The organism is Methylobacterium sp. J-118 (genome assembly GCF_057836565.1).
Window position 1 is genome coordinate 5,458,615 of the sequence record NZ_JBYQFA010000001.1, and the last position, 13,123, is coordinate 5,471,737.

The 13,123-nt window shown below is 73.3% G+C and carries 13 protein-coding genes and 1 tRNA gene; 11 read left to right on the top strand and 3 right to left on the bottom strand.

All coding sequences use genetic code 11. From position 1 onward, the window contains the following. Positions 1-345 precede the first annotated feature (345 nt). The gene (locus tag AC3IF3_RS26590) at positions 346-1,785 is read left to right on the top strand and encodes an 8'-apo-carotenoid 13,14-cleaving dioxygenase (RefSeq protein WP_489230918.1); all 1,440 of its coding nucleotides are present in this window, start codon (positions 346-348) and stop codon (positions 1,783-1,785) included. Positions 1,786-1,864: 79 nt separating this feature from the next. Here AC3IF3_RS26590 and AC3IF3_RS26595 read toward each other — a convergent pair whose 3' ends face one another. Together AC3IF3_RS26595 and AC3IF3_RS26600 are read right to left on the bottom strand one after the other, a co-directional pair. Further along, positions 1,865-2,503: a class I SAM-dependent methyltransferase gene (locus AC3IF3_RS26595; RefSeq protein WP_489230919.1), complete on the bottom strand. Its 639-nt coding sequence runs from the start codon at positions 2,501-2,503 to the stop codon at positions 1,865-1,867. Between the two features lie 458 nt (positions 2,504-2,961). Next, positions 2,962-3,846 (bottom strand): LysR family transcriptional regulator, encoded by an 885-nt coding sequence (locus tag AC3IF3_RS26600; protein ID WP_243972735.1) that lies wholly within the window; start codon positions 3,844-3,846, stop codon positions 2,962-2,964. A 186-nt stretch (positions 3,847-4,032) separates the two neighbouring features. On the opposite strand from AC3IF3_RS26600, the gene AC3IF3_RS26605 reads away from it, so the two are divergent. Genes AC3IF3_RS26605 through AC3IF3_RS26650 form a run of 10 tightly spaced genes read left to right on the top strand, consistent with a single transcriptional unit; the run spans position 4,033 to position 12,782 of the window. Then, positions 4,033-5,073: an ABC transporter substrate-binding protein gene (locus AC3IF3_RS26605; protein WP_489230921.1), complete on the top strand. Its 1,041-nt coding sequence runs from the start codon at positions 4,033-4,035 to the stop codon at positions 5,071-5,073. After that, entirely contained in the window at positions 5,073-6,134 is a 1,062-nt protein-coding gene (locus AC3IF3_RS26610) for an ABC transporter ATP-binding protein (protein ID WP_489230922.1), read from the top strand. Before AC3IF3_RS26605 ends, AC3IF3_RS26610 begins: the two co-directional genes overlap by 1 nt. Then, complete coding sequence (locus AC3IF3_RS26615) at positions 6,131-7,015, top strand: ABC transporter permease (RefSeq protein ID WP_489230923.1); 885 nt, start codon at positions 6,131-6,133, stop codon at positions 7,013-7,015. Before AC3IF3_RS26610 ends, AC3IF3_RS26615 begins: the two co-directional genes overlap by 4 nt. Next, complete coding sequence (locus AC3IF3_RS26620; protein WP_489230924.1) at positions 7,012-7,812, top strand: ABC transporter permease; 801 nt, start codon at positions 7,012-7,014, stop codon at positions 7,810-7,812. Before AC3IF3_RS26615 ends, AC3IF3_RS26620 begins: the two co-directional genes overlap by 4 nt. Then, the gene (locus AC3IF3_RS26625; RefSeq protein ID WP_489230925.1) at positions 7,809-8,936 is read left to right on the top strand and encodes an NAD(P)/FAD-dependent oxidoreductase; all 1,128 of its coding nucleotides are present in this window, start codon (positions 7,809-7,811) and stop codon (positions 8,934-8,936) included. The genes AC3IF3_RS26620 and AC3IF3_RS26625 overlap by 4 nt, the downstream gene beginning before the upstream one ends. Then, on the top strand, positions 8,917-9,237 hold the full coding sequence (locus tag AC3IF3_RS26630; protein WP_489218996.1) for a (2Fe-2S)-binding protein: 321 nt from the start codon (positions 8,917-8,919) through the stop codon (positions 9,235-9,237). Before AC3IF3_RS26625 ends, AC3IF3_RS26630 begins: the two co-directional genes overlap by 20 nt. Then, positions 9,234-10,631, top strand: a complete 1,398-nt coding sequence (locus tag AC3IF3_RS26635) for an FAD/NAD(P)-dependent oxidoreductase (RefSeq protein WP_489230926.1) — start codon at positions 9,234-9,236, stop codon at positions 10,629-10,631. The genes AC3IF3_RS26630 and AC3IF3_RS26635 overlap by 4 nt, the downstream gene beginning before the upstream one ends. After that, positions 10,628-11,251 carry a hypothetical protein gene (locus tag AC3IF3_RS26640; protein WP_243972724.1) on the top strand — a complete coding sequence of 208 codons (624 nt, stop codon included), beginning with the start codon at positions 10,628-10,630 and terminating at the stop codon, positions 11,249-11,251. The genes AC3IF3_RS26635 and AC3IF3_RS26640 overlap by 4 nt, the downstream gene beginning before the upstream one ends. After that, on the top strand, positions 11,248-12,408 hold the full coding sequence (locus AC3IF3_RS26645; RefSeq protein WP_489230927.1) for an NAD(P)/FAD-dependent oxidoreductase: 1,161 nt from the start codon (positions 11,248-11,250) through the stop codon (positions 12,406-12,408). The genes AC3IF3_RS26640 and AC3IF3_RS26645 overlap by 4 nt, the downstream gene beginning before the upstream one ends. Before the next feature lie 29 nt (positions 12,409-12,437). Further along, entirely contained in the window at positions 12,438-12,782 is a 345-nt protein-coding gene (locus AC3IF3_RS26650; RefSeq protein ID WP_489230929.1) for a RidA family protein, read from the top strand. A gap of 209 nt (positions 12,783-12,991) precedes the next feature. On the opposite strand, the gene AC3IF3_RS26655 is transcribed toward AC3IF3_RS26650, so the two are convergent. Next, positions 12,992-13,081, bottom strand: a tRNA-Ser gene (locus AC3IF3_RS26655). Positions 13,082-13,123: the final 42 nt, after the last annotated feature.

The following is a 13,123-nucleotide window of genomic DNA, read 5'->3' on the forward strand; positions in this document are numbered from 1 at the left end:
GTCAGCGAACCGGGGCGGGACGGTCGTGTTCCTGCGGCAGAGTCACCGCCCGTCGTCGGGCGCGGCAGAGACGTCAGGGACCGCGCGGGCGGGGCGGCGCGTCGCCCTTGTGCATCGCCCCGACTTGACCGACCTTCGCACCGCCGCCGCCGTCACGCCGACGGAGGAGGGTCGGGGGCACCCGACATCCGCCGCCTCGACGGCACAGCCCGGCGTGGCGCGCGTGCGGCTCGGCCTCGGTCAGCGTGCGGGCCGGATCGGTCCTCGGATCCCTCCCCGACGGGAACCGGGCGCGCCCCGCCCGACTAGATCCCGGTCTGCCACCTCACCCGGGGACCGATGCCGATGCCGAACCCAGTCCAGTCGGCTGTCCGCGCCGCCCTCGAGGGCGGCGTCGCCCTGGTGGCGGCCTGCAACCGCCTGCGCCTGCCCGGAACGCAGAACCCCTTCGTGGTCGGCGTTCACGAACCGATGCGGGAAGAGCTGACGCTGCGGGACCTCGCCGTGACCGGGGCGATCCCGCCCGGGCTCGACGGCCTCTACCTCAAGATGGGGGCCAACCCCGTCCGCCCGGCGAGGCGGGGCCACGATTGGTTCCTCGGCGACGGCATGGTGCACGGTCTCGCGATCGAGGGCGGCAAAGCGCTGTGGTATCGCAACCGCTGGATCGGTTCCCGCACCGCGGCCGCCGCGCTCGGCCGTCCCGCCGCGTCCGGGCCGCGCCGGGGCGGCAACGACACCGTCAACACCAACGTGGTCGAGATCGGCGGCCGGATCTTCGCCGTGGTGGAGGCCGGCAGCTTTCCCGTCGAACTCGCGCAGGACCTGGAGGTGCAGCGCTACAACCCGTTCGATGGGACGCTCGCCGGGTCCTTCACCGGACACCCGCACCGCGACCCGCTGACCGGCGAGACCCACGCGATCGCCTATGACGGCCGCGTCTGGGACCAGATCCGCCACGTCGTCGTCGCGCCGACCGGGCGGGTCGTGCGGGACGTGCCGGTGGCGGTCGCGCACGGCCCCTGCATCCACGACTGCGCGATCACGGCGCGCTTCGCGATCGTCCTGGATCTGCCCGTGACCTTCTCGCTGCGGGCCCTGCTCGCCGGTTACCGCTTCCCGTTCCGCTGGAACCCCGGCCACGGGGCCCGCGTGGGCCTCCTGCCCCGGCAGGGCGAAGGCGCCGACATCGTGTGGTGCGCCGTCGAACCGTGCTTCGTGTTCCACGCCGCCAACGCCTACGACGACGCGGATGGACGGGTGATCCTCGACGTGGTCGCCTACGAGACGGTGTTCGCCTCGGCCGGGGGCGGGCTCGACAGGCCGGGCCGGCTCGAACGCTGGACGATCGACCCTGGCACGAAGCGGGTCGCGCGGCGGGTCCTCGACCCCGCGGCGCAGGAGTTCCCCCGCATCGACGAGCGGCGTCTCGGGCAGCGCCACCGGTACGTCTACACCGTCAGTGTCCCCGCCGACGGCAACACGCAGCTGGCCGGGGCGACAGAGCTCTACAAGCACGACCTGGAGACCGGCGGCCGCCGGGTGCACGCCTTCGGTGCCGACCGCGTCCCGGGGGAGTTCGTCTTCGTGCCGGCGCGCGCCGGGGCCGCAGAGGACGAAGGCTGGCTCGTCGGGTTCGTCATCGACACCGCGAACGACACGACCGACTTCGTCATCCTCGACGCCCGATCGTTCGAGGCCCCGCCCATCGCCCGCGTTCGCCTCGCGCACCGGATCCCGCCGGGCTTCCACGGCAACTGGTTCCCGACCCGCCCCCCGGCCTGACCGGCCATCCGTGGCGACCGGGGTCTTCGGCGAACGCGATCCCCCACGACCGCCCCGTCCGGACCGGCCGCCGGGCCCCTCAAGCCGCGGCGGTCCGGCCGATCACCGCCGTCATGGGGTCGCTGGCCCCTCCCTCCGGCTTCAGGACGCGCACGTCGAGATCGGCGAAGCCGGCGCGCTGGAGATACAGGCTGACGAGGCGCGCATGTCCCGCGCCGTCGAGGGCGTTCCAGATGGCCACCGCCTTGGTCGGGAAGCGGCGGTTCGAGAAGCTGATCACCACCGGGGCGCCCGGGCGCAGCACGCGGGCGATCTCGGACAGGACGGCGACCGGCTGCTGCAGGTACTGCACCGAGACGCAGACCAGGGCGGCATCCGCGCAGGCCGTGTCGAGGGGCAGGTGCGGGTCGGCGTTGAGGTCCTGCACGAAATGCCGGGTCAGGCGCGGGTTGGCGGCGAGTTCCGCGGCATTCAGGCCGTGACCGATGACGCCGGCGTAGGCGACCTCGTCCGGCAGGTGACTGACCCAACTCGACATCAGGTCGAGGACGACACCGCCCGCAGGGACGACCGTCCTGTACATCTCGGTCACGGCCGCGATCGCGGCGGCGTCGATATGGGTGACGAAGCGCGGCTGGGCGTAGAACAGGGGATCGGGATCACGATCGTGCTTCGCGAAGGCCTCCCGCGGGAAGTCCGACAGATCCTGGGTCGTCATCGGTACCGCCTTCCTGTCCGATCCGGATATGCGCCGCCCGACGGCCTGGGATCCGCGCGGGGACCGCGTCTTCGAGGGCGCGCGGCGCGGCGATCCACAATGTCCTCCCGCCGGGCTGCGACAGGCGCCGCGCGGTCGCTCGTCGTCACCCGCGGCAACGCCCACAGGATATCCGGATCGTCCGGTTCACGGGGCGCCACGGCGTGCGACTTAATCGGCAGCCGACGAGAGCCCTCAGGACGGGGCGCCGGACCTGGAGCCCGGGGCATCACGCGAACGGTTGTTCCGTCAGCGAGCGCCGAAACCGGCCACGCCCCTCCAGGCGGGTCGAGGGCCTGTGCCGTCAGAGCCGATCCCGCTGACGCGGCGGCGGCCTGCGATCAAGGATTCGAGCGGAACAGCCCCTCCGTAGCGAGGCCCAGATCGATCGTCGCGCGCCCACCGGGCCCGATCCGACGTCAGTTGCTCAATTCGCCGCGGACCAGCTTGAGAAAGCCCAGCGCGGTGGACGAGAGCGGGTGCCCCGGGCTGCCCAGGACCGTGACCGTGTAGGTCACCGTCGGCCGCAGGCTGCGCGCGATGACCTGTCCCTTCAGGGCGCGCACGGTGACGGCCTCCGCGATGGTGAAGCCGAGGCCCGCGGCGACCATGGCGCAGGCGGCCGCCGCGTTCTGGGTCTCCGCGACGAGCCGGGGCGTGACGCCGTTGTTGGTGAAGAGTTCGTCGACCTGATCGCGCAGGCGATACTGGCGACCGAGCGAGATGTAGGGCTCATCGTGGAGCTCGGAGAGCGGAACGACCTTGTTGCGCGCCAGGCGATGACGGGGCGGCAGGACGACCAGCCCGGGCAGTTCGATCGGTGGGGCTGCCACGAGCGCGCTGCGGCCGACCGGCAGGGCAAAGCCGAGATCGGCATTGCCGGCCTGCACCAGATCGTAGACCTCGCGCGAGCTCGCCACCACGAGCGAGATCCGCACGGGCTGCACGTCGGTGGCGAATTGGGCCAGCAGCCGGGGGATGAGCGACAGCCCCATGAGCGGCATGGCCGCGACGCGCAATTCGCCGCTTCCGATTCCGCGCATGTCGTCGATGGTGCGATCCAGGCGGTCGGCGGCCGCAAACAGCGTCGCGACGGCGCCCTCCAGCTTCACGGCCTCCGGCGTCGGCTGGAGGTGGCGGCGCGAGCGGTCGAAGAGCGGCAGCCCGGTCTCGTCCTCCAGGCCGCGCAGCAGCTTCGTGACGGCCGGTTGCGAGAGATACATCCGCTGCGCCGCGCGGCTGACCGAGCCGCTCTGCATGACCGCGCGGAACGCTTCCAACTGGCGGAGCCGGCTCGGCGTCATCGAAAATCCCGCCCCTCGCTACCGTGAGGAATGAAACGGCAAAAATTATGAATTTGCCTCCCTCGTCAAGAGATCGCACGTTGATCAGCATTCGGGACTGATACGTGGCGGAGATGCTCAGAACAGGAGCGCCCTGCCCGCTTCTTGCTCACGAACAGCTTTCCGATTGCTCACGGGGGCAAAGCAATGCTGCGGCCGATACTGGGTCTTCTCACCGCGATGGCGGCCGCGCTCGCCGGGGCGGCATCCCCGGCCTCGGCCGAGCCGCGCCTCACCGTCGCCGGGTACGGCGGCAGCTACGAGCAGATCATGCGCACGAGCGTGATCCCGGCCTTCGAGCGCGAGAACGACGTCAAGATCGACTACCTGACCGGCAACTCCTCCGACAACCTCGCCCGGATGCAGGCGCAGCGCGGCAACCAGACGGTCGGCGTGGCGGTGCTCGACGACGGCCCGATGGTGCAGGCCGTGTCCCTCGGCCTGTGCCGGAAGCTCCCGGACGCGGTGCGCGACGCGGTCTACCCGATCGCCGTCCTGGGCGACGACCACGCCGTCGGCACCGGCTTCGGCTTCACGGGCATCGCCTACAACACGAAGCTGTTCAAGGAGCGCGGCTTCCCGGTGCCGACCTCCTGGATGGACCTCGCCCGGCCGGACTACCGGCAGCGGATCGCGATCCCCGGCATCGACAACACCTACGGCGTCCACACCCTGGCGATGATGGCCCGCATCCATGGCGGCAGCGACAGCGACATCGCCCCGGGGTTGAAGGTCATGCGCCAGCAGATCAACCCGAACGTGCTCGCCTACGAGAGCAGCCCCGGCAAGATGAGCGAGATGTTCCAGTCGGGGGAGATCTGGCTGGCCGTCTGGGGCTCGTCCCGGGTCGCCGCCATGCAGCAGGCGGGCTTTCCCCTGGCCATCGCCCGGCCGAAGGAGGGCGCCGTCGTCCTGATGACGGCGGGCTGCGCCATCACCGGCAGCCCGGAACCGGCGCTCGCCGACAAGTTCCTGGCCTATCTCGTCTCGCCGAAGGTCCAGGAGATCTTCGCCACGCAGTACGGGGCGGGCCCGACCAACCGCGCCACCAAGCTGCCGCCAGAGGTCGCCGACCGCGTGATCTACGGCGAGGATCAGGTGCGTTCGCTGATCGGCCTCGACTGGGACGTGGTCAACCGCAACCGCGCCGACTGGACCCGGCAGTGGCAGCGGCAGGTCGAGCGCTGATGTCCGCGCCGGCCTTCCTCACCCTCGACGGTCTCGGCAAGGATTACGGCACCGTCACCGCGGTCCGCGACGTCAGCCTCGCGGTCGCGCCGGGCGAGTTCCTCGGCCTGCTCGGGCCCTCCGGCTGCGGCAAGACCACGACGCTGCAGATGATCGCCGGCTTCGAGGCCCCGAGCCGCGGCCGCATCCTGATGGAGGGGCGCGACCTGACCGGCACGCCGCCGGCCCAGCGCGGCATCGGCCTCGTGTTCCAGTCCTACGCGCTGTTCCCGCACATGACGGCCGCCGAGAACGTCGCCTTCGGCCTGGAGATGCGCCGGGTGCCGAGGCCCGAGCGGGGCCGGCGGGTCGCCGAGGCGCTGGCGCAGGTCCGCCTCGGGCACCTCGCCGAGCGCTTCCCGCGCAACATGTCGGGCGGGCAGCAGCAGCGCGTCGCCCTGGCGCGGGCGCTGGTGGTCGAGCCGCGCCTGCTGCTCCTCGACGAGCCGCTCTCGAACCTCGACGCCAAGCTGCGTGAGGAGATGCAGGTCGAGCTGCGCGAATTGCAGCGCCGGATCGGCGTCACCACGGTGCTGGTCACCCACGATCAGGCCGAGGCGATGGCCCTGTGCGACCGGGTCGCGATCATGCAGGGGGGCCGGGTCGTCCAGATCGACGCCCCCTGGCAGGCCTACGACATCCCGGCCGACGCCTTCGTGGCCGATTTCCTCGGCCGCAGCAACCGGCTGCCGGCGCGGGCCGCCTCCGGCCACGCGGAGGCCGCGGGGCACCGCTTCTGCCTGCCGCCGGAACTCGCCGACCGCCAGGGCGACATCCTCCTGACGATCCGGCCCGAGCGCCTGCGGATCCGCTGCGAGCGGGCGCCCGAGAGTCCGCCCGGCCTCGAGGGGCGCGTGCAGGCGCGGCTCTTCCTCGGCGGGTTCTGGCTCTACACGGTGGAGACGGCTTTGGGCGCCTTCGTTGTCATGGCCCAGAACACCGGCGCGACGCCCCTCGACGAGGGCGCCGCGGTGACGCTCGACTGGGACGCCCACAGCCTGCGGCGGCTGGAGCCGGTATGACCCGCCTCGACCGCCTCACCCCCGCGCTGCTGACGGCGCCCTCCGCCCTCGTCTATGCCGGGGCGCTGCTCCTGCCGCTGGCCGGCGTGCTGGCCCTGAGCCTGCACGGTTTCGACTTCGAGAAGGGCGTGCTGCCCAGCTGGGGGCTCGCCAATTACCAGGATCTCTTCACCGATCCGCTGTTCGGCGAGGCCCTGGCGCGGACCTTCCGCATCGCCGGGCTGACCACCTTGATCTGCCTCCTCGTCGGGGTGCCGGAGGCCTGGATCATCCACCGCATGGACCCGCGCTGGCGCGGGCCGATGCTCCTCGTCGTGGTCGGGCCGCTGCTTGTCTCGGTGGTGGTGCGCAACTTCGGCTGGATGGTGCTCCTCGGCACGAACGGCCTCGTGAACCAGGCGCTCACCGCCCTCCACGTGCCCGGGGCGCCCTTCCGGCTGATGTTCACGGAGGGCGCCGTGGTGGTCGGCCTCGTCCACGTGATGGTGCCGCTTGTGGTCCTGTCCGTCTGGGCGAGCCTCGGCCGGCTCGATCCGGTGCTGGAGCGGGCGGCGACCAGCCTCGGGGCCGGGCGGTTCACGGTGTTCACCCGGGTCGTGCTGCCCAACGTCATGCCGGGCGTCATGGCCGGCGCGCTGATGGTGTTCTGCCTCTCGGCCTCGGCCTTCGCGACCCCCGCCATGCTGGGGGGCAAGCGCCTGAAGGTCGTCTCCAGCATGACCTACAACGAGTTCCTCAACACCCTGAACTGGCCGCTCGGTGCCGCGCTCGCAACCGTGCTGATGGCGGCGATCCTCCTCACCACGCTCCTCTGGACGCGGCTCGTCGAGAAGCGGGCGCTGCGGCGCCTCGGCGCGGTCGCGCAGGGAGGCCCGGCATGAGCCGCAACGGCCCCCTGGCGCTGGCCTTCCACGCCCTGTTCCTGGCCTTCATCCTGGCACCGCTGCTGGTGGTGATCGCCGTCTCGTTCACCAGCCAGGGCTACCTCGCCTTGCCGGTCGACGGCCTGTCGCTGCGCTGGTGGCGGGCGATCGGCGACAACCCGCGCTTCCTGGAGAGTTTCTGGTACAGCACCCGCCTCGGCGTGACGGCCGCGACCCTCTCGGCCCTGATCGCGGTCCCGGCCGCCCTGGCGATCGCGCGCTGGCGCTTCCCGGGGCGGGGCACCCTGGTGGCGGTCCTCGCCTCGCCGCTGATGATCCCGCACGTGGTGCTCGGCGTCGCGCTGCTGCGCTTCTTCTCGGGGTTCGGGCTGTCGGGCAGCTTCGCCGGCCTCGTGGCGGCCCATGTCATCGTGATCACGCCCTACATGCTGCGCCTCGTCGGCGCCGGCCTGTCGGGTCTCGATCCGCGCATCGAGCGCGCCGCCGAGAGCCTCGGCGCCGACCGGCTCACGGTGTTCCGGCGCGTGACGCTGCCGCTGATCGCCCCCGGCCTCGCGGGCGGCTGGATCCTGGCCTTCGTCACCAGCTTCGACGAGCTGACGGTGAGCCTGTTCCTGGCCTCGCCCGCCGCCAACCCGCTGCCGGTGCAACTGTTCAACTACATCGACCAGATGACCGACCCGCTGGTCGCGTCGGTCTCGGCGGCGCTGATCGTCGTCACCGCCCTGGTCCTCTTAGGCCTCGATCGCTTCTACCCGATCGACCGCCTGCTCACCGGGGAGCGCCGCGCATGACCGGACACCAGATGCAGGACGCGATCGTGATTGGCGGCGGCCTCGTCGGCGCGGCCATCGCCTACGGCCTGCAGCGCCAGGGTCTGTCGACGGTTATGCTCGACGAGGGCGACGTCGCCCACCGGGCGAGCCGGGGCAATTTCGGGCTGGTCTGGGTCCAGTCGAAGGGCCTCGGCGCGCCGCACTATCAGCACTGGACCCACGCCTCGGCCCGGGCCTGGCCGGAACTGGCCGCCGATCTCCTCAAGACGACCGGCATCGGCGTCGGGCTGCATCAGCCGGGGGGGCTGCATTTCTGCTTCTCGGACGACGAGATGGCCAAGCGCGACGCGCTGATGGGCCAGCTGCGCCGGGAGGCCGGCAATGCCGGCTACGAATACCGCATGATCCCGGCCGCGGAGCTGCGCGACCTGGTGCCGGGCCTCGGGCCGCAGGTCGTGGGCGCCTCGTGGACGCCCTATGACGGCCACGCGAGCCCCCTGCATCTCCTGCGCGCGCTCCACGCGGCGTTCCAGGATCTGGGCGGCCTCTACCGGCCGAACGCCAAGGTCACGGCCGTCACGGCGGCTCCGCGCGACTTCGCGGTCGATATCGGGGCGGAGACCGTCCGTGCCCCGCGCCTCGTCCTGGCCTCCGGCCTCGGCAATGCCGAGCTCGCGCCCCTCGTCGGTCTGTCCGCCCCCCTGCGGCCGGAGCGCGGGCAGATCCTGGTCACGGAGCGCACCCGGCAGGTGCTCGCCCTGCCGACCCATGTCGTCCGCCAGACCGAGGAGGGTTCGCTGCTGCTGGGCGACAGCAAGGAGGACATGGGCTTCGACACCCTGACCCAGACCCCCGCGATCATGCGGGCCATCGCCCAACGCGCGGTCCAGACCTTCCCGTGGATCGCCGAGCTCAACATCGTCCGGGCCTGGGCGGCGCTGCGCGTCATGTCGCCGGACGGCAAGCCGATCTACGATGAATCCGAGCGCTACCCCGGCGCGACCATCGCCAACTGCCATTCGGGGGTGACGCTCGCCGGCGCGCATGCCGGCCTGCTCGCCCCGATGATCGCGGCCGGCGCGCTCACGCCGGACCTGTCCCCCTTCAGCGCGAGACGCTTCGATGTTCAGAAGGCGGCCTGAGGCCCGTCCGGCCCCCGGGGACCGGCTGGTGGAGGTCTTCGTCGCGGGCCGGCCGGTCCGCGTGCCGGAGGGCGCCTCCGCGGCCGCCGCGGTCCTGCTCGCCGGCCTGCCCGCGATCCGGACCACCCCGGTCGGCGGCGCGCCGCGCCTGCCCTACTGCATGATCGGCGCCTGCTTCGACTGCCTCGCCGAGATCGACGGCGTGGCCAACCGCCAGTCCTGCCTCGTGCCGGTCGCCCCGGGCATGCGGATCGAGCCGCAGCGCGGCGCCCGCGCGGCGCGGATCGAGGACGCCGCATGAGCCACGATCTCGCCATCGTGGGCGCCGGCCCGGCCGGCATGGCCGCCGCCATCGAGGCCGCCGCCCTCGGCCTCTCGGTCGCCGTGCTGGACGAGCAGCCCGCCCCCGGCGGCCAGGTCTTCCGGGCGGTGGAGGCCGCCTCCGGGGACCCGGCGCTCGCCGGCGAGTTCCTCGATTCCGGCGGTGCCCTGGCGGCGCGATTCCGCGCGGCCCGGGGGATCGACTACCGCCCGCGAACCACCCTCTGGCACCTCGACCCGGATGCCGGCCTGCTGTCCGTGGCCTCGGACGGCGCCACCGCGGAGATCGAGGCACGGCGCGTCCTCCTCGCCACCGGCGCCCAGGAGCGGCCGGTGCCGATCCCCGGCTGGACGCTGCCGGGCGTCATGAGCGCGGGCGCCGCCCAGATCCTGCTCAAGACCGCCGGCGCGGTGCCCGAGGGATCCGTGGTGATCGCCGGGCAGGGGCCGCTCTGCTGGCTGCTGGCCGTGCAACTCCTGCGCGCCGGGGTCGAACGGCTGACATTGCTCGAGACCGGCGCCGGCGGCGCCCTCCGGGACGCCCTGCGGGCGGGCGGTCTCTGGACCGGCCGCAGGCTCCTGACGAAGGGCATCGCCCTGATGCGCGAGACCCGGGCGCGGGGCCTCACCGTGGTCCGCAACGTCCGCGACCTGCGGGCCGAGGGCGACGGCCGGGTCTCGACGGTGCGGTGGCGCCAGGGGGGCCGCGAGCAGGTGCTTCCCTGCGACACGCTCCTCCTGCACGAGGGGGTGATCCCGTCGACCCACATCACCCGGGCGCTGGGCCTCGACCACGATTGGGACGACCTGCAGCTCTGCTGGCGGCCGCGCCTCGATGCCTGGGGCGCCACCAGCCATCCGAACCTGGCCGTGGCGGGCGACGGCGGCGGCATCGGCGGCTGGGAGGCCGCCGCGGCGGGCGGACGGCTCGCCGCCCTCGACGCGGCCCTCCGCCTCGGCCGGCTGGACGCCGCCGCCCGCGACGCCCGTGCCGCGGAGCCCCGGCGCGCGCAGCGCGCGGCCCTGGCGCTCAGGCCCTTCCTCGACCGTCTCTACCGCCCCGCCGCGGGCATCCTCGCCCCCGCCGACGACACGGTCGTCTGCCGCTGCGAGGAGATCACGGCCGGGCAAATCCGCGGGGCCGCGCGCCTGGGCGCCGCCGGCCCGAACCAGGTCAAGGCGTATCTGCGCGCCGGCATGGGCCCCTGCCAGGGCCGCATGTGCGGCACCGTCGTCGCCGGGCTGATTGCCGAGACCCGCGGCGCCTCCATGGAGACGGTCGGCGCCCTGCGCCCGCGGGCGCCGTTCAAGCCGATGACGGTGGGTGAATTGGCCAACGGGCGGCCGGACGCGATGCCGGAGCTGACCGCGTGAGCGCCGCGGACACCCCCCGCGCGGTGATCGTGGGCGGCGGCCCGGCCGGTCGCGCCGCCCTGGCCGAACTGCCCGGCGCCGTCCTGATCGCCCGGCCCGACGCCACGGCCTGGCACGCCGAGCCCGGCCGTGTCTGGGTCGAGGGCGACGGGCGGGTCTGGGCGGAGCCGTTCGACGTCCTGCTCGTCTGCGCCGACGAGCCGCTGCTGCTCGCGGCGCTCGGCTGCGCAATCTCGGACGGCCGGGTGCGCACCGACGCGGACGGTCGGACCAGCGTGCCCGGCATTGGGGCGGCCGGCCGCGTCGCGGGCGCGGCGACGGCACGGGCCGCGGAGCGGCAGGCGGTCGCCGCGGCCCGCGCCCTGCGCGCCGGGCCCCCGATCCAGCCGTCGCCGCCGTCGGCCGCGGACCCCGCCGTGACGCGGCTCGATCCGGTCGCCCTCGCGGCGCTGCTCGAACGGCCCGCCGGACCCGGGCGGACCGGGGCCGCGCTCGCGCAGGGTGCGATCCTCGGCGCGGTGGTGCCGGCCCGGCCCGTCGGTCTCGCGGCCCTGGCCGGCCTCGCCGCGACCCTGCCGGAGCCGGTCCCGCCGCAGGGGGACGAAGGCGCGCTCGCATGACCGATCCCGACATCCTCGTCGTCGGCGGCGGCCTGCACGGCCTGTCCGCCGCCCTGTTCCTCGCCCGAGCCGGTCGACGCGTCCGCGTGCTGGAGGCCCGACGGGTCGCGGCCCAGGCCTCGGGATACTCGGCGGGCGGCGTGCGCACGCTGGGCCGCCACATCGCCGAGGTGCCGCTCGCCCTGGAGGCGGTCGCGCGCTGGCACCGGATCGCGGACCTCGTCGGCGACGGCTGCGGCTTCCATGCCGCCGGGCAGGTCCGGGTGGCCGAGAACCGGGCGGAACTCGCGCTCCTCTCCGAACGGGTCGCGCGCCTGCAGGCCGGGGGCTGGACGCACGAGGAACTGGCCGACGCCGCGACCGTGCGCCGGCTGCTCCCCGCGGTCGCCGAGCACGTCGTCGGCGGCATCGTCGCGCATCGCGACGGCTTCGCGGCCCCCCTGCGCACGACGCTCGCCTTCGGCCGCGCCGCGCGGGCCGCCGGAGCCGAGATCGTCGAGGAGGCGCGCGTCACCGCCGTGGAGCGCCGTGCCGGGCGCTGGCACCTGCGGACCCGCGGCGGCGCGGCGCACGCCGCGCCCCTCCTGGTCAACGCCGCGGGCGCCTGGGGCGGCCGCCTCGCCCGCGCGGCCGGGGAGCCGATCCCCCTCGGCTTCAACGCCTTCCAGATGCTGCTCACCGACGCGCGGCCGGCGTTCCTGGCACCGGTGGTCGGGGCGACCGGCCGGCCCCTGTCCTTCAAGCAGTCCGAGAGCGGCCACGTGATGATCGGCGGCGGCCACAAGGGGCACGCGGATCTCGACACGGGCGCGGTGCAACTCGACGTCCCGCGCCTCGCCTACTCGGCGCGCACGGCCCTCGACCTGTTCCCGATCCTGCGCGGCGCGCGGATCGTGCATGCCTGGGCCGGCATCGAGGGCGTCACGCCGGACGAACTGCCGGTCATCGGCCGATCCGCCGTGGCGGACGGCCTGGTGCACGCCTTCGGTTTCTCCGGGCACGGCTTCGCCCTGGCGCCCCTCGTCGGCGAGATCGTCGCCGGCCTGCTGCTCGACGGCGCCGCGCACCACCCCATCGCGGCGTTCGCACCGGCCCGCTTCGGCCAGCCGGGCGCCGTGCCCGAGACCCGGTCGGCGCTGCTCCAGCCCGCCGGTTAGAACCCCCGCAAACGGAAGGACACGTTTCGATGATCCAGCGCCATATCCGCACGCCGATCATGCACCGCGTGGTGGAGCACGGCGGCGTTCTCTACTTCGGCGGTATCGTGGCCGAGGATCGATCGGCCGCGATGAAGGGCCAGACCGAACAGATCCTGGCGCGGATCGACGCGCTGCTCGCCGAGATGGGCAGCGACAGGACCAAGATCCTGACGGCCACGCTCTACATCACCGACATGGCGCTCAAGGACGAGATGAACGCGGCCTGGACCGCGTGGTTCGCGCCCGAGATCCTGCCGAGCCGCTCCACCATCGGCGTCGCCGAACTCGGCCCGCAGGTTCTGATCGAGGCGGTCATCACCGCGGCCCGCTGAGCCGTTTGGACGGGTTCATCGGACCGGCGATCAGGCGCCCCGGATCAGCGGCGGGAACGGCCCCGTCGCCGATCCGCCAGCCCGGCAAACCCAAGCGGGCGACGGGAAGACGTCCCCCGTCGCCCGATCGAAACGTCTTCAGCCGCCGCCGAGACGTAAGCCTTTGATTTCAGTGTGCTTCGCGGCGGATCAGCCACGGGGCGAAAGGCTGGCGGAGGGAGCGGGATTCGAACCCGCGATACGGTTTCCCGTATACACACTTTCCAGGCGTGCGCCTTCAACCACTCGGCCACCCCTCCAGCCGCGAACCGGGCGCCCGGGCGCGCCCGCAGGGCGCCGGA